We start from the raw sequence: 18,509 nt of genomic DNA, 5'->3' as shown, positions 1-18,509 counted from the left end.
GGTCTGCTGTCGCAAAACTACCAGGACAACAGCGTCAACGCTGGTTTCACCTGGCGTTTCTAAAGATATCTGTCTGAGTGGTTACATGGGGTCAGCTTGCTGGCCCCATTTTTTTGTATTAACTCACGTACTCTGTGATGACCGTGGAGAGAGTTGGTGGGCGCATCGCGTTGCCGTTAAAAGGGCAATAAAAAACCGGGACCCTTGCGGATCCCGGTTCAAAACTGGGTAAAACAGATTAGCGCTTACGGCCCAAGTTTCGGAGAGAGTCTGGTGCATACATTCTCTCAGAATAACAACCGAAACGAGCTTTCCCTGGTGTCATTATGATTATTAGTGGTGCATTTTTACTGTTGTTATATTTTTATTGTGGTGTTGCTGTGTGTCTCTTCTGGTACCATGTTTGACTATATAATGTGGTATGTCAAGCAATGTTTAGATTGTACATTGTATGATATACCAGTTTTGGATCGCTTTTTTGCACGGCAAGTATGAAAACGACTGAAAAAACAGCAAAAAAAATCGAAGGAAAAAATGGATAATAATCACCAGAAATTCGATTCACAGTCGATTGCAAACCGGGTCAGAGAACTGTTTGTACATTATGGGATTGGTAAACGTCAGCATGCTAAAGAGCTCAGTCGGATTCTGGATCTCAGCTTTTCACATGCGCACCGTAAGCTGAAAGGGCAAAGCCCTTGGACGCTGGAACAAATTAGCAATGTCGCGGCGGCATTAGGGGAAAACCCAGCGGCGATAGTAGATACGGGCACGGAAAATGACATCTCTGCACAAACTGTTGCACGGGATGCCATCTTTTATGTCGGAGGCGTGGAATTAGCCTGCGTCGGCTATATCGGCCATGAGTTGGTTGGCGGGCGGACATCGGAATATGTCGCGTTACAACAGGCCGGGCAGTGGTGTCTTTATCGTTCAGATGATGCACCGCAAGGGCAGCGTTATTGTGTGGAACTGATTGAGCTTCGTCCTGCTGCCGTAGAAGACGAGCGGTTAAGTATTGCGGTACTCGACGACTCACACCAGGCAGCTGATGAACTGGCAAAATACCTTAACGGGCGTGGCTTCCATGCTGTCGCTTTTTACGATGTCAGCAGCTTCTGTTTGGCACTGCAACAAAGCCTGTTCGATGGATATGTGGTCGACTGGTTGATTGGTCAGGAAACCGCGGTTCAGTGCATCGAAACCATCCGTGCTTCGGACAACCCGGATGCGCCGGTTCTGGTGCTCACGGGCCAGTTGGGTACCGATCAGCGCGAATCGGAAATCGCCAGGGCAATGCGTGACTATGACGTGTTGGGTCCATATGAAAAGCCAGTGCGACTCCATGTTATTGAAGCCGCACTGTTGCGGTGTTTTAATCTTTAACCAGCAGTGAAGCCAGCGTCGTTGACAATGCGTCAAGCCGTACTGGCTTCATTAAATAGCTGTCGAACAGCGCCCGCTGCTCGGCAGATAGCTGTTCCGGGGTATAGGCGCTGATGCCGACAATCGGAATATGCCGATTGGGTCCACGCTGATTACGCAGTTGTTTAGCTAACGCAGCGCCATCAATACCCGGCATTTGCAGGTCTAACAGCAACGCGTCATAAGGACGCCTAAGCAGCTTTTGCAGCGCCCGTTCGGGTGAGTTGCACAGTTCATGTTGATAGCCCAGTTTGTCCAGCAGCGCCGCAAAGGCGTCACCCACGGATTTATTGTCATCCACCACTAAAATATGTTGCTGATTCTGTCTTAGGCTGCGGTGGTGCCGTGGTTTTTCGCCTTGCTCCTCGTCGTCGCTAATGTCGACAGGAATACTGACGATAAAGGTACTGCCTTTTTTGATCTCGCTGTAGACAGTGATCGTGCCATTGAGCAATGTCACCAGCCCATGCACAATCGCTAATCCCATGCCTACGCCACCATACTGGCGGGTATGAGATTGATCCAATTGAGTGAAGGGCCTGAATATTTGGTCAAGCATCTCCTTTTCGATACCAATGCCGGTATCAGTCACCTCAATAATCAACGAATTACCCGTGGGTTGGCGTCGTAGGCAACTATGCAGTGTGATGGTACCGCTTTCGGTATATTTGTACGCGTTAGTCAGCAGGTTAACGATAATCTGCCTGATGCGCAGTGGATCGGAATGAATCTGCAGATGGCCGCATTCAATTTCGCACAACAGCGTCACCTGTTCTTTCTGACTCAGCGTATTGATTTCATTCGCCGTTTCTTCGATCAGCCGTTGAGCGTCGAACGGTGCGAGACGCAGCTCCATCATTCCGCTGTCCAAATGGGCATAATCGGTTAGGTCTTTCATCTGGCTTTCAATTTGCTGCGCAGCAATCTCCAACCGTTGGAAAGTATCCGCATGTTCGGCCGACACCTTGGTGTTCACCAGCACATCAATGGCAGACATAATGCTCTGCAGCGATGTCCGTAGTTCGTGGCCAATGGCACCCAGAAAGGCATTTTTGGTGCGGGTGGCTTTTTCCGCCTCTATGGCTTTGGCTTGTTGCCGGATAGTCAGGCGCTGCTGGCGGAACATAATCAGCGTAATAGCAATGAGCGCAATCACTGAAAACATCACGATCACCAGACCATAAAAAATGATGTGTCGTTTTTCGATATAGTCTTCGTAGGCGGCGGTGCGCTGTTTCACTTCTGCGTGATCGGTCAGGTTGGCCATTTCAATCGAGTAGGGCTTTATTTGCCTCATGGCCTGCGAAATAAGTGAGAAATCAATCTTCGGACTGTTCAGCAAATTATCAATCTGATCCATTTTCCGGCGCATATGTGCGACAACCTCGGGGTAACCCGGTTCGGCGTACAGAGGTTGGGTCGACTCAGACACCGTTTCCAACACATAAAAACGGGAATAAAGGATTTCAAATTTAAGTCGCAGATCTTCGCTATCTACTTGTGGTGCGTTTTTCTGCTGTTCGACCAGCGTTTCAAACTCGGCTAGCTTGATAGAGAATTTTGCGATCGACCAGGAATAATTTTCCTGCGTGCCCGCAATAGCATACAACCCTTTTTTTGACAGTGTTGCGCTGTAGTAATACAGCGTCACCGCGGAGGCAACCAGAAAAAGGGCAGCAAAAATAGCCGGGATTGCCAGCCTGCTGCTGTTTTTAAACCCTGTGAGTTTCATTTAATCACGATCCTGTCCACTTGCCAGATAAAGCGTGAGTTGTAGAGCGGGGAATTCAACTCAGGCCCTGCGGCATCCCTGGGATAAACCAAAAACAGCGGTCCGAAGTTTCTGATCTTCAGCATTTCGCCGTCCATCTTGTAGGCCAAAATCATATTGTATTTCTCGACGTCAGACAGCGGCACGTCGATGTAGTAATCGTTTAACGCATAAAATGTCAGCGTACTGCCCTTGGCACCGACTCGCGCCAAAATGTCTGCCACGGAAATTCCTTCGAACTTTCTTTGCGGCGTCCAGGAGGTTGACGTGGTGATGCTGTGCACTGGCATTGCCAACAGTTGCTTATCGGTAAACAGATAGCTTTTCTTTACCGGGTCGGTGGTGTTTTGGATGTTGCCCGAGACTTCCAGAGTAAAACTCAGCGCGCTGGATTGGACGACCATCAACGCAAAAAATGCCAACGTGATGTTTTTGAATAGCTTGAACAGCATCGGGGTTCTCCAGTGTCGCGGATGCTTACATGAGCTCCGCCCATTGATCAGGCAAAATAATGGCAGAAAATAACAGTTTGTGTTGAAGGGAATGGTAAAGAGCACGAAAAGAAAAGGCCAGGGATTATCCTGGCCTCAGATATCTGACAGAGTTCTTTAGTTAAAAGTCCTGATGCAGGTACTAATAAAAACAAAGAATCATGTCTTGCGGTTTACCCCAAACATCCGAAAACCACGTTTTTCGGGTGTTTGTCATCAGATCAGGCCAAGGATTATCCTGGCCTTGGTTTACGCTGATTTTAGCGCTTAGCGCATGGTAACGAACTCTTCCGCGGCGGTCGGGTGAATCGCGACAGTGTTGTCGAAGTCTTTCTTGGTGGCACCCATTTTAATCGCCACGGCGAAGCCCTGAAGGATCTCGTCCATACCGAAGCCGATACCATGCAGGCCGACGATTTTCTCTTCTTTACCCACGCACACCAGTTTCATGCGGCACGGCTGACGGTGCTGCGTTACGGCGCTGTACATGGCGGTGAAAGAAGACTTATACACTTTCACGTTGTCCGCACCGAATTTCTCAATGGCTTCCGGCTCGGTTAAGCCAATGGTGCCGATCGGCGGGTGGCTGAACACGACGGTAGCGATGTTGCTGTAATCCAGGTGCTCTTCCGGCTTGTTGTTAAACAGGCGTTCGGACAGGCGGCGACCGGCGGCCACGGCAACCGGGGTCAGTTCAACGGCACCGGTGTTATCACCCACCGCATAAATGCCTTTAACGTTGGTATTCTGGTATTTATCGACGTCGATATAGCCTTTTTCGTTGGTTTTTACCCCAGTAACGGCCAGGTTCAGATTATCGGTCGCAGGTTCGCGGCCAATCGCCCATACCAGGCTGTCGACGGTGCATTCTTTGCCGTTTTCCAACTGCAGCGTCAGGCTACCGTCGGCGTTTTTGACGATGGCTTTCGGTACCGATTCGGTGTGCAGGGTTGGCCCTTCGGTATTCATGACTTCCACCAGCGTCTCGACAATCATCGGATCGAAAGTCCGCAGCGGTGCGTGTTTACGCACGAACAGGTGCGTTTCAGCCCCCAGTGCGTTCAATACACCGGCAATTTCCACCGCGATATAGCCCGCACCCACGATGGCAACGCGTTTTGGCATGGCATCCAAATCGAAGAAACCATCGGAGTCGATACCGTATTCTGCGCCTGGAATGTCCGGGTGGCTCGGACGCCCGCCGGTAGCGATCAGGATATGATCGGCGGTGATTTTCTCACCATTGACTTCAACGGTGTGGGCGTCGATAAAGCGTGCAAAGCCCTTGATCACGTCGACTTTGTTTTTGCCCAACACGTTGTCGTAAGAATTATGGATACGGTCGATGTAAGCGGTGCGGTTAGCGACCAGCTTTTTCCAATCAAACGCGTTGACGGTGGTATCGAAACCGTAATCTGGGCCGTACATATGAATGGCCTCGGCGATCTGTGCCGCGTGCCACATGACTTTTTTCGGTACACAACCCACGTTGACGCAGGTGCCGCCCAGTTCTTTGGCTTCAATCAATGCGCATTTCTGGCCATACATGGCTGCCCGGTTGATCGATGCGATGCCGCCGCTGCCGCCGCCAATTGCTAGATAATCGTAATGTTTGGTCATCTGGGATTTCCATGAATTGTGTGAATCGAAGAGCGTAAGAGTTTAACGCCTGATGCAGGTTTGTCGCAAAGATTGCGTCAATGGCTGTGATAGGTGGGGGAAAGGCGCGGCTGGCCGCGCCCCGGAAGCTTATTCCGGCACCACCCAGTTCACCAAATGGTGGCCATGGCCCGACGGCACCAATATTTTGTGCAGCCATGGCAGCACGTTTTTCATCTGTTGTTCCAACTTCCACGGCGGATTAATCACGATCATGCCGGAGGCCGTCATCCCGCGTTGGTCGCTGTCGGGTTTTACCGCCAGTTCGATCTGCAGAATATTGCGGATACCGGTGGCTTCCAGTTCTTTCAGCATACGTTTGATCTGCTGGCGCATGACCACCGGATACCACAGCGCGTAGGTGCCGGTGGCAAAGCGCTTGTGGCCTTCCTGCAGGCCTTTGATTACATCCTGGTAATCGGTTTTCATCTCGTACGGCGGGTCCATCAGGATCAGTCCGCGGCGTGACAGTGGCGGCAACTGTGACTTCAACTGTTGGTAGCCATCGGCGCGTTGCACTTTGGCGCGTTCGTCCTTTTGGAACTCACCGCGCAGCAGTGGGAAGTCGCTCGTATGCAGTTCGGTCAGGTGGATTTTATCTTGCGGGCGTAGCAACTGGCGGGCAATCAGAGGCGAGCCAGGGTAGTAGCGCAGCTTTTCGGTACGGTTAAAGTGGTGCACTACACTCATGTAGGCCGCCAGTTCTTCCGGCAGATCGTCACGTTGCCACAGCAGACCGATGCCTTCCAGGTATTCCCCGGTACGCTCGGCATGCTCACCGCTGAGCTGATAGCGCCCTGCACCGGAGTGGGTATCCAGATACAGGAAGGGCTTCTCTTTTTCTTTCAGCGACTCAATGATCAGGCTCTGAACGATGTGCTTGAGCACGTCGGCGTGGTTGCCGGCGTGGAAACTGTGGCGGTAACTTAACATGGCTTGTGGTAATTCCTTGTGCTCCCGACGGAGCGTGCTGAACAGAATAAAGGCTTATATTCTGCACAGTATAAACTGTCTGGACGGGAAAAACTGAAATGCGTTGCCGCAGGCCTTCTATAAGGGAACAGGACGATGACAGAACAGGCTATTTTGGCTAACTATTCAGGTGCAGCGCGCTGGTCATTCGGTGATAGCCCGGCGTTGGCGGATGAGCTGCTGCAATTGGTGCTCGACGGGCAAAAAACCGCAACCTGTGGCTCCTATACTGCCTATCAACAAGAGAAAGGACCGGTAATCGGGGATTACAATGTAATCCTTAATGGCCGGGGCGAGCCGGCCTGTGTTATCAGAACGCTCTCACTGAAGCTGATCCGTTATTGTGATGTTAGCGCCGAGATGGCGGCGTTGGAAGGTGAGGGGGATAAAAGCCTGGCTTTCTGGCGACAGGGGCATCGGGAATTTTTCACACGCGAAGGTACTTTTTCGTCACAGATGTGGCTGGTGTTTGAAGAATTTGAGTTAGTTGAAGTGCTATAGCCATGCCGTGAACTACTCCAGAGAAGTAACCACCTGATCGCGTAGCCAGCTATGGGCCGGGTCGAGGTGAGAGCGTTCATGCCAGACCATCACCATGTCATAGCCGGGTAGTTCAAGCGGTACCGGCCAGGTGCGCAGATCGCCCAGCAGTTCACCCAGCATGCGTGAAGGCAGCATAGCCACCATGTCGGATCTCGCCAGCAGGGTGGGGATAAACAGAAAATGTGGCAACGACATCACGACGCGTCGTGTTAATCCCTGCGCTTCCAATAACGTATCGATCTGGGTACGAAAACCGCCACCGTCCTGTGAGATCATGACAAATTCAAGTTGGCAAAATTGCTCCAGCGAGGGCGGTGTCTGCAATAACGGATGGTCACGACGGCCTACCAGCAGGTAATTCTCGTGAAACAGCTGGCGATGACGTAGTTCTGCGGGTGCTTCTTCGCGGGCCAGAAAACCCAGATCGATCACACCGTCGGCCAGATCGCGACTCATGGTTTTGGGTGATGCCTCACGGATCGCCAGACGGGATTGTGGTGCTGCCAACCGCAGTTTAGGCAACATCGGTAGCAGAATGGCATATTCGGCCGCGTCGGCGGCAGCCAACTGCCAGGTCATTTCGGCCTGCAGGGGATCAAACGGCTGTTCTGCTGCAACCAAACGGCCAAGATCGGCCAGCGTCTGGCGCAGCGGCGTCAACAGGCCGAGTGCGCGAGCTGTGGGTAACATACCGCGTGAGCCAGGCAACAGCAGGGGATCATGGTAAATTTCGCGCAGTTTGGCGAGCTGAATACTGACCGAGGGTTGGCTCAGGTTAAGGCGTTCTGCTGCCCGGGTCACACTGCGTTCCGTGAGCAGCACCTCCAGTGTGACCAACAAATTGAGATCGACTCGCTTTAAATTGTTGATAACTATTCCTCACATTAAACCTATCAATTTCAACTATAGCGCTGATCCTTCTACCGTGGAATGGATGTCGGAAAGCCGACGAAACGACTACGGATGATAAGGACGAGACGATGAAACTGAGCGAGTACGTTAACTACGATGCATTGGGGTTAGCCGAACTGGTACAGCGCGGCGAAGTCAGTGCGCAGGAGCTGCAACAGACCGCGCAGACCGCGGTTGAGGCGGTGAACCCAACGATTAATGCGGTGATAGAACATTGGTCGCAACCGCAACCGGAGGGTGAGGGCCCACTGTCAGGCGTGCCTTTCCTGATTAAGGATATCGCCATCAGTATGGCCGGGAAGTGTCTGGAGCTGGGTAGTCGATTGGCGCAGGGCAATATCGCGGCGGCTGACAGTTATCTGATGAGCAATATTCGTCGGGCTGGGCTGGTCACCTTCGGCCGCACCACCACACCGGAGATGGCATTCAGCACCACCACTGAAGCGGTGCTTTACGGCGCGACACGCAATCCCTGGAATCCGGACTTCAGTGCCGGCGGCTCCAGCGGCGGTGCTGGTGCGGCAGTTGCCGCTGGGATCGTGCCTATCGCTCATGCCACTGACGCCGCTGGATCGATCCGGGTGCCTGCCTCGTCGAATGGGCTATTCGGCCTTAAGCCGACACGTGGCCGGGTATCACATGGGCCGGCGATGGATGAAGTCTTCAACGGTTTTGGTGTCCAACTGGGGCTGAGCCGTACGGTGCGCGACAGCGCGGCCTTACTGGATGCCCTGCAACATCCGCATCCCGGAGAACCCTATTACACCTCACCACCGGCACAGCGTTGGCTGTCGCAGGTAACGTCTGAACCTGGCCGACTGCGCATCGGCATGATGACTCAGGCCTGGAACGGCGGGAAAACCGATCCACACATCGCCCAGGCCACGGCCGAGACTGCCGTGCTGCTGAGTGAGTTGGGTCATCAGGTTAGCGAAGTGGATATGGCGATAGGCGTCAGTTGGCAGGAGCTGGTGTGTGCTAATGCACAAATCTGGTGCGCCAATCTGGTCGGTTGGGTGGACGGTTTGAGTCAGGCGACAGGGCGGCCTATATCAAGCGAAACGCTGGAGCCGGAAACGCTGGCCTGTTACCGCTACGGTTTGGCTGCCAGCGCCGTGGATATGGTTGCAGCCCTTGAGGTACGTAACCGGGTGACTCGTGCCGTCGGGGCTTATTTTCAGCAGTACGACCTGCTGCTGACCCCGACCCTGCCCGACTTGCCATGGCGGCTCGGCCGTTACGGCACAGGGACAGCGGACATGAGCGGCCTGGAATGGACGGCGCACTTATTCGATCACTCGCCGTTTACGCCGGTATTTAATGTGGCTGGCGTACCGGCGATGTCGGTGCCCTTGGCGCACGAGAAGCAACACAATCTGCCGATAGGCATGCAATTTGTTGCTGGTTTTGGTCGAGAAGATTTGCTGCTGCAACTGGCTGGCCAATTGGAGCGGGCTGCGCCCTGGCAGCAGCGACGTCCCGCGATTTGGGCGGGAAATGCATAGCTATTGCAGTCAAACGGCAAATTATCCGCTATGTTGCTGAAAGACTTTTTGCGGTGGGCCGGGTGGCTCGCCGCAGCATTCAGGAGGCGTGATGAGCTGTGTATTTTGTGAAATGGTGGCAGGCAGGGTGCCATGCCATAAAATTTGGGAGGACGACAGCCATATGGCGTTCCTTTCCATCTACCCGAATACCGAGGGTTTCAGCGTAGTGATCCCCAAAGCACATCATTCCAGCTACGCCTTTGCCGTACCGGACGAGGTGCTGAGCGCACTGATGCTGGCGACCAAGCGAGTCGCGCAGTTGCTTGACCGGGCGTTTGATGACGTAGGCCGTTGTGGCATGGTGTTCGAGGGTTTTGGCGTTGATCACTTGCATGCCAAACTGATCCCGATGCACGGTACCGCCGCACTGGAGCAGTGGCAGCCGATTGAGTCGAAATCGGTGAAATTTTTCGACCGCTATGAAGGCTACCTGTCTTCTCATGATGCCGCGCGTGCCGATGATGATCATCTGGTCGCGCTGGCGGCGAAGATCCGTTCTCATCAGGACTGAATGGATGAAAACGGAGATAAAAGGGCTGTGTGCAGCCCTGCTTTATCTGGCGGCATTTCAGGCCCAGGCGGACGAGAGTTGTGCAACCGATAAGCCGGACAATCCTCCGCGCAATCTGTTTGCGGAATTATCCGTCGACCCCGATAAAACGCGGCAAGAGGAGAACAACCAAGGATTTATGGTGCTGTGTTACGACATTGATGAGGCGGGCAAAGTGCAAAATATCCGGGTGATGGAAGCACAGCCCGAGCGCATGTTTGATAAAGCCGTTTTTATCGCAATGAGCAAATGGCGCTACCCGACCAACGAGCCGATCAAGGACCACCGTATTACCCTTCGCTTTAAGCATGATGACAAAGCTAAAGTGACGCCGAGCACGGTACCGTTCCGCTAGATGGCACTATCTATCAACGCTCAGCCATTGATTTTCCTGCTGCTTGGCTCCATGTTAGATATTCATACGCATTTTAAGGCCTGCCCGCTGCGGCGGGCCCCAACGCTAATCAGGACTGCCCTATGACAAATCCGTTGCTGACCCCGTTTTCCCTGCCGCCGTTTTCCGCTATTCGCCCTGAAGATATCGTGCCTGCGGTGCAATCCGCGTTGGCCGATTGCCGCGCTGCGGTAGAGCGCGTTGTCGCGCAGCCGGGGCCATTCACCTGGGATAACCTGTGTCAGCCATTGGCGGAGTCTGACGATCGCCTGTCGCGTATCTGGTCGCCGGTGGGGCATTTGAACTCGGTAAAAAACAGCCCGGAACTGCGTGCCGCCTATGAGCAGGCGCTGCCGTTGCTGTCTGAATACGGCACCTGGGTGGGGCAGCACGAAGGGCTGTACCAGGCTTATCGCAGCCTGAAAGAAGGCGCTGCATTCAATGACCTGACCGCGCCACAGCGTAAGTCGGTAGAAAATGCGCTGCGTGATTTTGAGCTGTCAGGTATCGGCCTGTCACCGGAAAAACAGCGTCGCTACGGCGAGATCGTCGCGCGTCTGTCCGAGTTGGGTTCCACTTACAGCAACAATGTGCTCGATGCCACCATGGGCTGGAGCAAGCTGATTACCGATCAAGCCGAGCTGAGCGGCCTGCCGGAAAGCGCGCTGGCCCAGGCTCAGGCGATGGCGCAGGCCAAAGAGCAGGACGGCTGGTTGCTGACGCTGGATATGCCGAGCTATTTGCCGGTACTGACCTACGGCGACAACCGTGCGCTGCGTGAAGAAATGTATCGCGCGTTTGCTACGCGTGCTTCCGATCAGGGGCCGAATGCCGGTAAGTGGGACAACAGCGAAGTGATGGCGGAAACGCTGGCACTGCGCCACGAACTGGCCCAGTTGTTAGGCTTTGACAGCTACGCTGACAAGTCGTTGGCGACCAAAATGGCGGAAAACCCGGAGCAGGTGCTCGGCTTCCTCAGCGATCTGGCCAAACGTGCTCGTCCTCAGGCAGAGCAAGAGCTGGCCCAGCTACGCGCCTTTGCCAAACAGCATTACGGCGTGGATGAGCTGGAAGCCTGGGACATCACCTATTACGGTGAAAAACAGAAACAACACCTGTTCTCGATCAGCGACGAGCAACTGCGCCCGTACTTCCCGGAACAGCGCGTAGTGGAAGGGCTGTTCGAAGTGGTCAAACGCATCTACGGCATCACTGCCAAAGAGCGCAAGGATGTCGATACCTGGCATCCCGAAGTGCGCTTCTTTGACCTGTTCGATGCCAACGGTGAACTGCGCGGCAGCTTCTACCTTGACCTGTATGCGCGTGAAAACAAGCGCGGCGGGGCGTGGATGGACGACTGCGTCGGCAGCCTGCGTAAGGCTAACGGCGAGCTGCAAAAGCCGGTCGCTTACCTGACCTGTAACTTCAACCGTCCGCTGGGCGACAAGCCGGCGCTGTTCACCCATAACGAAGTGACCACGCTGTTCCACGAGTTCGGCCACGGTTTGCACCACATGCTGACCCAGATCGACACCGCAGGCGTTTCCGGCATCAGCGGTGTGCCATGGGATGCAGTCGAACTGCCAAGTCAGTTTATGGAAAACTGGTGCTGGGAGCCGGAAGCACTGGCGTTTATCTCCGGTCATTATCAGAGTGGCGAACCGCTGCCGAAAGAGATGCTCGACAAGCTGCTGGCTGCCAAAAACTACCAGGCGGCGCTGTTCATTCTGCGTCAGTTGGAATTCGGCCTGTTCGACTTCCGTATGCATGCTGAATACAGCCCGGAAAAAGGCGCGCAGATCCTGCCAACATTGGCGGAAGTGAAGAAAATGGTGGCGGTGGTGCCTTCACCAAGCTGGGGCCGTTTCCCACATGCTTTCAGCCATATCTTCGCTGGCGGTTACGCGGCGGGCTATTACAGCTACCTGTGGGCGGAAGTGCTGTCGGCGGATGCCTATTCGCGCTTTGAGGAAGAGGGGATTTTCAACGCTGAAACCGGTAAATCCTTCCTCGACAACATCCTGTCGCGTGGCGGTTCGGAAGAGCCGATGGAACTGTTCAAACGCTTCCGTGGCCGTGAGCCGCAGCTGGATGCTATGCTGCGCCATTACGGTATTAAAGGATAACCCCACCGGTGAGCGTGTGTTTATTGTGTGAAGAAGGCGCCGATCCTGGCGCCTTGTCTATTCTGGCGCAGCGCTGGCAGTTAACTTCGGACGACGAGGCGCTGATGGCGCTGGTCTTGACGCCCGAACGGCTGGAGCTGCGTAAGCGTGACGAACCTAAACTCGGGGCGATCTACGTCGATTTCGTCTCCGGCACTATGGCCCATCGGCGCAAATTTGGCGGCGGGCGCGGTGAAGCGGTGGCGAAGGCGGTCGGCATCAAGGGCAGTTACCGGCCTGACGTGGTGGACGCCACCGCCGGTCTGGGGCGCGATGCCTTTGTGCTGGCGTCTCTGGGCTGCCGGGTGCGGATGCTGGAACGTAACCCGGTGGTGGCGGCATTGCTGGATGACGGGTTGCAGCGCGGCTATCAGGACGCAGAGATCGGCCCATGGTTGCGCGAACGCATGACGCTGTTGCATGCCTCCAGTCTCACGGCGCTAGGTGATATCGATCCACGGCCAGAGGTGGTGTATCTCGATCCGATGTACCCGCACAAGCAGAAAAGTGCGTTGGTGAAAAAGGAGATGCGGGTGTTCCAGTCGCTGGTGGGCAGCGATGATGACGCCGATGGCCTGCTGGAACCGGCGCGTCGCCTGGCGACCAAGCGCGTAGTGGTGAAACGCCCGGATTACGCCCCGCCGTTGGCTAACGTACAGGCACATGCGGCGTCGACAACCAAGAGTCACCGTTTCGATATCTACATGCCCTATCCCGGTTAATTTGGGCGCAGCATGCTGCGCCCCTGCAAGCCGCCTTGATACAACGCCAATTATTTAGGGCATAGAGATAGAGGGTGAAATAGGGAGGTATTCATTGATCCACCTCCCAATTTTATTTTTTACCTTGCAAAGATACTGGCAAGCTTGTGTCCCAGATCGCATGATTCCTTTTCGTTTCCCTTCCTATAATTAAATAAATAATGAAAAAGACACTCCTTGCTGTTTTGCTTTGCCTGGGTACCTCTGCGATGGCCTCTGAACCTGTCAATATCACCATTCTTGGCACCTCTGATCTGCACGGCACCTTTGTGCCCTGGGATTATTCTACCGACACCGCCAATCTGGCCGGCAGCCTGAGCCAAATTGCCACTCAGGTGCATCAGGTGCGCGCCCAGCAGCCGAACGTGATTCTGGTAGATGCCGGTGACACCATTCAGGGCAACTTTGTCGAGACCTTTAAGAACGACAAAACCAGCCCGATGATCCTCGGCTTTAACGCGCTGAACTATGACGTCTGGGTGATGGGCAATCACGAATTCGACTTCGGCCTCAAACCGCTTTCCACTTCACTCAATCAATTCAAAGGCACGGCACTGGCCGGCAATATTCTATGGGACAGCGGTAAACCCTACCTGCCGGCGTATAAAATTATCGAACGCCAGGGGGTGAAAATCGGCATTATCGGCATGGATACGCCGATGACCGCGGAATTCGCCAAAGGCACCGACCGGGTGAAAGGGCTGAACTTTACCGATCCGGTCCAGGCAGTGAAGCAAGTGATCCAGCAGATCCAGGGGCAGGTGGACGCCATCGTGCTGGTGGCACACATGGGGATCGACAACGAGAATCAGCGGCCGGGGACCGGCGTGGGCGATATTGCCCGGGCTAACCCGGAACTGGCGGCGATCGTCGCCGGGCATATGCACGTAAAAGTCGATAAAGAAGTGATTAACGGTGTGATCGTCACCGAACCGGACAAATATGGTCGTGCGCTGTCACGCATCGATCTGCAGTTTGAGCAGCACAACGGCAAGTACGTGCTGATCAACAAAGACAGTTACACCTACCCGATCAAAGGCATCACGTCGGATAAAAAGCTGGAAGAGATTTACCAGCCATACCACAAGATCCTGCGGGCCAATGCCAACCGGCCGATCGCCCAGCTCAGCGGCCAGGATCTGGTGCCGCCGGATGCGGTGAAGGGCATTCCACAGGTGCACGTACAGGATACCGGCATCAGCAAGCTGTATCAGGAAGCCGGGCATTACTATGCGCCGCAGGCGCAGGTGATCGCGTTGCAGATTGATAACGACCGGCCGAAGCTGAACGTCGGTACCATCACCGCCAAGGACATTGCCTTCAACTACCAATATGCTGGTGGCGAGATCACCGTTTATCAGCTCAGCGGCAAAGAACTGAAGAAGTACATGGAATGGTCGGCGGGTTACTTCAATCAGCTGCATGACGGCGACGTGACTTACAGTTTTAACCCGCAGCGCCGCGCGTCGAAATACTCGACCAATGATTTCTTCGATGGCGTGACCTACAAAATCGACCTGCGCCAACCCGCCGGACAGCGTATTCGTGATCTGCAAATGGCCGATGGCACGCCGGTGACGGACAGCACCCCAATCCGTCTGGGGATGAACAGCTACCGTATGGGGCACCTGACGCAAAAAGGCGGCGCACTGGAAGGTATGCAGTTCCCGGTGTTGTCAGACAGCAAGGTGGATTACGGTGAAGAGGCCGGTACCATCCGCAATCTGACCATTCGTTATCTGACCGAGGTGAAAAAAGGACAGTATCAGGGGCAGGCGGTGCAGCGCTGGCAGTTGGTCGGGCTGGAAGGTTATGATCGTGAGCGCAAAATCGTCGAAAAACTGCTGAACGACGGCAAAATCAGCGTACCCACCAGCGAAGATGGGCGTTACGGCAACGTGGCGTCATTCAACGTGAAAGGGTTGCTGTTCAGCGAGCCGAAAGCGCGTCAGCAGCAACAGGCCGCGCTGCAGGCGCAGTTGAGTGCCGCCAGCGATCCGCTGGTTAAAAAGCGTTTGAGCGATCAGTTGGTGATTATCGAGGCGATTAATCCGGCCTGATGAACTCTGCATGGGTAAGGGCTCAGCATGCTGGGCCCTTACCATAACCGACCAGCAGTTAATGCCCCTGCAGTAAACGCTTGCCGACATCACCACCCGGATGAACTGCCAGCAGCGTTTCTTTGTTGTAGCCACTGCGTTCCATCAGGCAGGCACAGGCCGCATCGAAAATCGCCAAAACCAGCACGATAGAAGTAGTTGCCAGCATATTCAGTGGATCTATCTCATTTTCTACCCCGGTGCGGATCACCAGCTGTGCTGCCTGGGCGATAGCCGAATCCGGATTCTCCGTCACACCAATCAGCGGCACACCCTTGGCCTGCAGCGTCGGCAACAGTCGGGTCAACTCGTCGGAATTGCCGCCGCGCGAAATCAAAATCATCAGATCATCACTGCGCAGAAAACCCAAATCGCCATGCGCCGCGTCGGTGGCATTCAGGTAAATCGCCGGTCGTTCCACGCAGGCTAGCATATGGGCAATCTTGCGCGCCGCGATGCCAGAAGTACCGACGCCGGTGACCACAATTTTTCCCCGGCACTCCGACAGTAGAGTCAGCAGCCGTTGCCAGGTCTGTGGGTCGATGCGCTGGCCCAATTGTGCCAGCTCCCGGCTGTAGATTGCCCAGGCCTGCGTTGCACGTTGCCATTCCTGCTGCATCAGGCGTCCTCCTGCATCAGTTGGCGGTATTTCATATGGTCGTTATACAGCTCATGGAACACGCGGTATTTACGATCGTAATAGCGTTTGATCTTGTTGGTTTGCGGCGTCACGGTTTTACCGATACGGCTCATGGCACTCATCGCTTCCGGCAGGCTGTCGAATACCCCGGCCGCCACGGTGCCCATCATCGCGCCACCCAACAGCATCGCCTCGCTCTCCTCCGGCAATAGCATGGCACAGCCGGTAGCATTGGCATGTTCCTGCACGAAAATCGGGTTCTTGGTGCCGCCGCCGCTGGCCATGATGGTATCGATGCTGTAACCGCTTTGGTTCATGGTTTCGATAATATGGCGGGTACCGAGCGCTATGGCCTGGATGGTGGCCAGATAGTGCAACGCCATGTCTTCCGGGGTGCGTGACAGCTTCAGCCCGGTCAGGGTGCCGGTTAGCGTCGGATTGGCACGCGGCGAGCGGTTGCCGTGGAAATACGGCAGCATATGAATGTCTTTGGTCAGATAGGCAATATCCTCCGGCTCGCCCGCCATACGGCGCAGCAGGGCATTCAGCACCTCATAGATGGTCTGCCCCTGGGTTTTTGCCTGCGCCAGCAGCTCCTGATAACAAGGATGTGACTGGATGATGTGGTCAATCAGCGCGCCGGTGGCGGACTGCCCGCCTTCGTTCAGCCAGTATTCCGGCAGAATGGCCGAGTAATACGGCCCCCATACGCCGGGGATAAAGCGTGCGGTACGCGACATCGCCATATGACCGGTCGAGGTGCCGCCGATCAGTGCGACGCGGCGATTAAAGTCCGCCACTTCACCGGAAGCCCCGGTAGCCCCCAGCGTGCCGAGAGTGCCGGCGTGGGCATCAATGATCGACACGCTGACCGCGGTGCCGGCAATCAACCCCATCTCACTGGCGGCGCGCTGGGTCAGGCCGTGGCCCAGCGGTTCACCCATCATTTTGACGTCGCTGCCAATTTTGGCGGCGTCGTGTTCCAGTACGTCTTCCAGTCCAATCTGTTTGAAATAGCTTTTGTCCCAGCGCTGTTCATGGCCGAGATAAGTCCATTTGCACACCGTCGAACACAGCGAACGGGTGGCGTCCTGAGTGGCGCGCCAGGTGAGGAAGTCCGGCAGATCAAACAGGTAACCGGCGTTGGCCCAGGTGGTTGGCATATGCTGCTTCAGCCACAGCATTTTGGGGGTCTGCATTTCCGGCGAGATGATACCGCCGACGAAATCCAGCACCCGGTGTTTGGTGGCGTTAATACGCTCGGCCTGGGTGATAGCCCGGTGATCCATCCACACGATAATGTTCTGTTCGGTACGGCCGGAAGGGCTGATGGTCAGCGGCTTCCCCTCTTTGTCCAGCACCACCAGCGAGCAGGTGGCGTCGAAACCCAGCCCTTTAACCTGAATCGGGTTGATGTCGGCCTGATTGACCGCATCACGCACCGCGTTGCACACTGCCTGCCAGATATTGTCCGAGGACTGTTCAACAAAGTCGGCCTTCGGCCGATACAGGTCGATAGACCGGCTGGCCTGCCCAACCATATGGCCGTTGAGATCGAATACCCCAGCGCGCGCACTTCCGGTGCCGACATCTACGCCAATAAAATAGCTCGCCATTATTTTTCTCCTAGGCTTTTCGATTCTGTAACGCGATAAACAAGATCAGCACCGCGCCCCACAGGGCCATGGTCAGATAGCTGCTGACGCCCAGCAGGTTGAGGCCGCTCTCCAGCATTTGCAGCACAATCAGTGCCAGCACCAGGCCAAGTACCCGGCCAAACCCGCCGTCCGGGTTAATCCCACCCAGCACCGAGGCCAGAATGGTCACCAGCAAATAGGATTCGCCGTAGCCGGCCTTGGCCGAGTTGAACTTGGCCATCATCAGCAACGCCGCACCCCAGCCGAGCAGCGCGGACAGCACATACACCGCGATTTGCACCCGGGCGGTGTTCACCCCGCTGAAGCGGGTAGCCTGCTCGTTGGAACCGATTAAATACAGGCTGCGCCCCAGCGTGGTGTGCTCCAGCAACAGCCACAGGCCAACGGCGACCAGCAGGAATAGCAGCAGCGCCACCGGAATGCCGAGCAGGCTGCCATTACCGAGATACTGAATGGCCGCCGGGAAGCCGGAGATCACCGCGCCGTTGGACAACAGAATATTCAGCCCGGTGATCAGCGTCATGGTGCCGAGTGAGGCGAGGATCGGTGAAACGCCGACCCAGGCAACCAGCACGCCATTAAGCGCGCCAATGGCGACGGCGACCAGCAGCCCGGCGAGCAGTGCCAGCACCAGAAACAGCGGCTGATCCGGGTGGCTGACGATAATTGCCGCCATCACCAGAGAGCAGGCGTTGGCCCCGGCGATAATCGACAGATTGATGCCGCCGGTGAGCATGGTAATACCCATGCCGAGCGCCAGCATGCCGAGGATCGGTAACTGTGAGGCGATCGACTGGAAATTCCCCAGACTGAAGAAACGCGATCCTAGCAGCCCGGCGAACAGCAGCCCCACGACGATAATGATCGCGCTTTGCAGACGGATGATCCGATCATTCGGGATCAGACGGGTTAACTGGGTCAT

The 18,509-nt window shown here is 55.2% G+C and carries 16 protein-coding genes; 8 read left to right on the top strand and 8 right to left on the bottom strand.

Annotation, left to right across the window (positions count from 1 at the left end; all coding sequences use genetic code 11):
* Positions 1 to 534: 534 nt before the first annotated feature.
* Positions 535 to 1,386 (top strand): helix-turn-helix domain-containing protein, encoded by an 852-nt coding sequence (locus SGR01S_RS21685; protein ID WP_061808566.1) that lies wholly within the window; start codon positions 535 to 537, stop codon positions 1,384 to 1,386.
* On the opposite strand, the gene SGR01S_RS21680 is transcribed toward SGR01S_RS21685, so the two are convergent.
* The 4 genes from SGR01S_RS21680 to SGR01S_RS21665 form a co-directional block, all read right to left on the bottom strand.
* Positions 1,376 to 3,157, bottom strand: coding sequence for an ATP-binding response regulator (locus tag SGR01S_RS21680; protein ID WP_037424668.1), 1,782 nt, complete (start codon positions 3,155 to 3,157; stop codon positions 1,376 to 1,378). The genes SGR01S_RS21685 and SGR01S_RS21680 overlap by 11 nt on opposite strands.
* Complete coding sequence (locus SGR01S_RS21675; RefSeq protein ID WP_037424670.1) at positions 3,154 to 3,648, bottom strand: putative pterin-binding protein; 495 nt, start codon at positions 3,646 to 3,648, stop codon at positions 3,154 to 3,156. The genes SGR01S_RS21680 and SGR01S_RS21675 overlap by 4 nt, the downstream gene beginning before the upstream one ends.
* A 306-nt stretch (positions 3,649 to 3,954) precedes the next feature.
* Positions 3,955 to 5,307: a glutathione-disulfide reductase gene (gene gorA, locus SGR01S_RS21670; RefSeq protein WP_061808565.1), complete on the bottom strand. Its 1,353-nt coding sequence runs from the start codon at positions 5,305 to 5,307 to the stop codon at positions 3,955 to 3,957.
* A 129-nt stretch (positions 5,308 to 5,436) separates the two neighbouring features.
* Complete coding sequence (locus SGR01S_RS21665; protein WP_061808564.1) at positions 5,437 to 6,279, bottom strand: 23S rRNA (adenine(2030)-N(6))-methyltransferase RlmJ; 843 nt, start codon at positions 6,277 to 6,279, stop codon at positions 5,437 to 5,439.
* A gap of 135 nt (positions 6,280 to 6,414) precedes the next feature.
* Between SGR01S_RS21665 and SGR01S_RS21660 the strand changes: the two genes are divergently transcribed.
* A complete protein-coding gene (locus SGR01S_RS21660; protein WP_061808563.1) occupies positions 6,415 to 6,819 on the top strand; it encodes an ASCH domain-containing protein in 405 nt (134 codons plus the stop codon).
* A gap of 12 nt (positions 6,820 to 6,831) precedes the next feature.
* Here SGR01S_RS21660 and SGR01S_RS21655 read toward each other — a convergent pair whose 3' ends face one another.
* Entirely contained in the window at positions 6,832 to 7,731 is a 900-nt protein-coding gene (locus tag SGR01S_RS21655) for a LysR family transcriptional regulator (RefSeq protein WP_037424675.1), read from the bottom strand.
* A gap of 110 nt (positions 7,732 to 7,841) precedes the next feature.
* Here SGR01S_RS21655 and SGR01S_RS21650 point away from each other — a divergent pair, with 110 nt between their 5' ends.
* From SGR01S_RS21650 to SGR01S_RS21625, 6 genes are all read left to right on the top strand, one after another.
* Positions 7,842 to 9,278, top strand: a complete 1,437-nt coding sequence (locus SGR01S_RS21650) for an amidase (RefSeq protein ID WP_061808562.1) — start codon at positions 7,842 to 7,844, stop codon at positions 9,276 to 9,278.
* A 91-nt stretch (positions 9,279 to 9,369) separates the two neighbouring features.
* On the top strand, positions 9,370 to 9,831 hold the full coding sequence (locus SGR01S_RS21645) for an HIT family protein (RefSeq protein ID WP_061808561.1): 462 nt from the start codon (positions 9,370 to 9,372) through the stop codon (positions 9,829 to 9,831).
* Between the two features lie 4 nt (positions 9,832 to 9,835).
* On the top strand, positions 9,836 to 10,225 hold the full coding sequence (locus tag SGR01S_RS21640) for a TonB family protein (RefSeq protein ID WP_061808560.1): 390 nt from the start codon (positions 9,836 to 9,838) through the stop codon (positions 10,223 to 10,225).
* Positions 10,226 to 10,347: 122 nt separating this feature from the next.
* A complete protein-coding gene (gene prlC, locus SGR01S_RS21635) occupies positions 10,348 to 12,390 on the top strand; it encodes an oligopeptidase A (protein WP_061808559.1) in 2,043 nt (680 codons plus the stop codon).
* Positions 12,391 to 12,398: 8 nt separating this feature from the next.
* Positions 12,399 to 13,151, top strand: coding sequence for a 16S rRNA (guanine(1516)-N(2))-methyltransferase RsmJ (gene rsmJ, locus SGR01S_RS21630; protein WP_061808558.1), 753 nt, complete (start codon positions 12,399 to 12,401; stop codon positions 13,149 to 13,151).
* A gap of 200 nt (positions 13,152 to 13,351) precedes the next feature.
* A complete protein-coding gene (locus SGR01S_RS21625) occupies positions 13,352 to 15,250 on the top strand; it encodes a bifunctional metallophosphatase/5'-nucleotidase (RefSeq protein ID WP_061808557.1) in 1,899 nt (632 codons plus the stop codon).
* 58 nt (positions 15,251 to 15,308) lie between these two features.
* On the opposite strand, the gene SGR01S_RS21620 is transcribed toward SGR01S_RS21625, so the two are convergent.
* The 3 genes from SGR01S_RS21620 to SGR01S_RS21610 are packed head-to-tail and all read right to left on the bottom strand — an operon-like array spanning position 15,309 to position 18,509.
* Complete coding sequence (locus tag SGR01S_RS21620) at positions 15,309 to 15,908, bottom strand: KpsF/GutQ family sugar-phosphate isomerase (protein WP_061808556.1); 600 nt, start codon at positions 15,906 to 15,908, stop codon at positions 15,309 to 15,311.
* Positions 15,908 to 17,545 carry an FGGY-family carbohydrate kinase gene (locus SGR01S_RS21615; RefSeq protein ID WP_061808555.1) on the bottom strand — a complete coding sequence of 546 codons (1,638 nt, stop codon included), beginning with the start codon at positions 17,543 to 17,545 and terminating at the stop codon, positions 15,908 to 15,910. Before SGR01S_RS21615 ends, SGR01S_RS21620 begins: the two co-directional genes overlap by 1 nt.
* Positions 17,546 to 17,555: 10 nt before the next feature.
* Positions 17,556 to 18,509, bottom strand: a complete 954-nt coding sequence (locus tag SGR01S_RS21610) for an ABC transporter permease (protein WP_061808554.1) — start codon at positions 18,507 to 18,509, stop codon at positions 17,556 to 17,558.

The organism is Serratia grimesii NBRC 13537 (genome assembly GCF_001590905.1).
Lineage (GTDB): Bacteria > Pseudomonadota > Gammaproteobacteria > Enterobacterales > Enterobacteriaceae > Serratia > Serratia grimesii.
This window is presented reverse-complemented; position numbering and strand designations above follow the sequence as displayed.

Coding starts and splice junctions, on each gene's coding strand:
- SGR01S_RS21660 (WP_061808563.1), top strand. CDS start 6,415: ATGACAGAACAGGCTATTTTGGCTAACTATTCAGGTGCAGCGCGCTGG.
- SGR01S_RS21675 (WP_037424670.1), bottom strand. CDS start 3,648: ATGCTGTTCAAGCTATTCAAAAACATCACGTTGGCATTTTTTGCGTTG.
- SGR01S_RS21625 (WP_061808557.1), top strand. CDS start 13,352: ATGAAAAAGACACTCCTTGCTGTTTTGCTTTGCCTGGGTACCTCTGCG.
- SGR01S_RS21685 (WP_061808566.1), top strand. CDS start 535: ATGGATAATAATCACCAGAAATTCGATTCACAGTCGATTGCAAACCGG.
- SGR01S_RS21680 (WP_037424668.1), bottom strand. CDS start 3,157: ATGAAACTCACAGGGTTTAAAAACAGCAGCAGGCTGGCAATCCCGGCT.
- SGR01S_RS21665 (WP_061808564.1), bottom strand. CDS start 6,279: ATGTTAAGTTACCGCCACAGTTTCCACGCCGGCAACCACGCCGACGTG.
- gorA (WP_061808565.1), bottom strand. CDS start 5,307: ATGACCAAACATTACGATTATCTAGCAATTGGCGGCGGCAGCGGCGGC.
- SGR01S_RS21640 (WP_061808560.1), top strand. CDS start 9,836: ATGAAAACGGAGATAAAAGGGCTGTGTGCAGCCCTGCTTTATCTGGCG.
- SGR01S_RS21620 (WP_061808556.1), bottom strand. CDS start 15,908: ATGCAGCAGGAATGGCAACGTGCAACGCAGGCCTGGGCAATCTACAGC.
- prlC (WP_061808559.1), top strand. CDS start 10,348: ATGACAAATCCGTTGCTGACCCCGTTTTCCCTGCCGCCGTTTTCCGCT.
- SGR01S_RS21610 (WP_061808554.1), bottom strand. CDS start 18,509: ATGACCCAGTTAACCCGTCTGATCCCGAATGATCGGATCATCCGTCTG.
- SGR01S_RS21650 (WP_061808562.1), top strand. CDS start 7,842: ATGAAACTGAGCGAGTACGTTAACTACGATGCATTGGGGTTAGCCGAA.
- SGR01S_RS21615 (WP_061808555.1), bottom strand. CDS start 17,545: ATGGCGAGCTATTTTATTGGCGTAGATGTCGGCACCGGAAGTGCGCGC.
- SGR01S_RS21645 (WP_061808561.1), top strand. CDS start 9,370: ATGAGCTGTGTATTTTGTGAAATGGTGGCAGGCAGGGTGCCATGCCAT.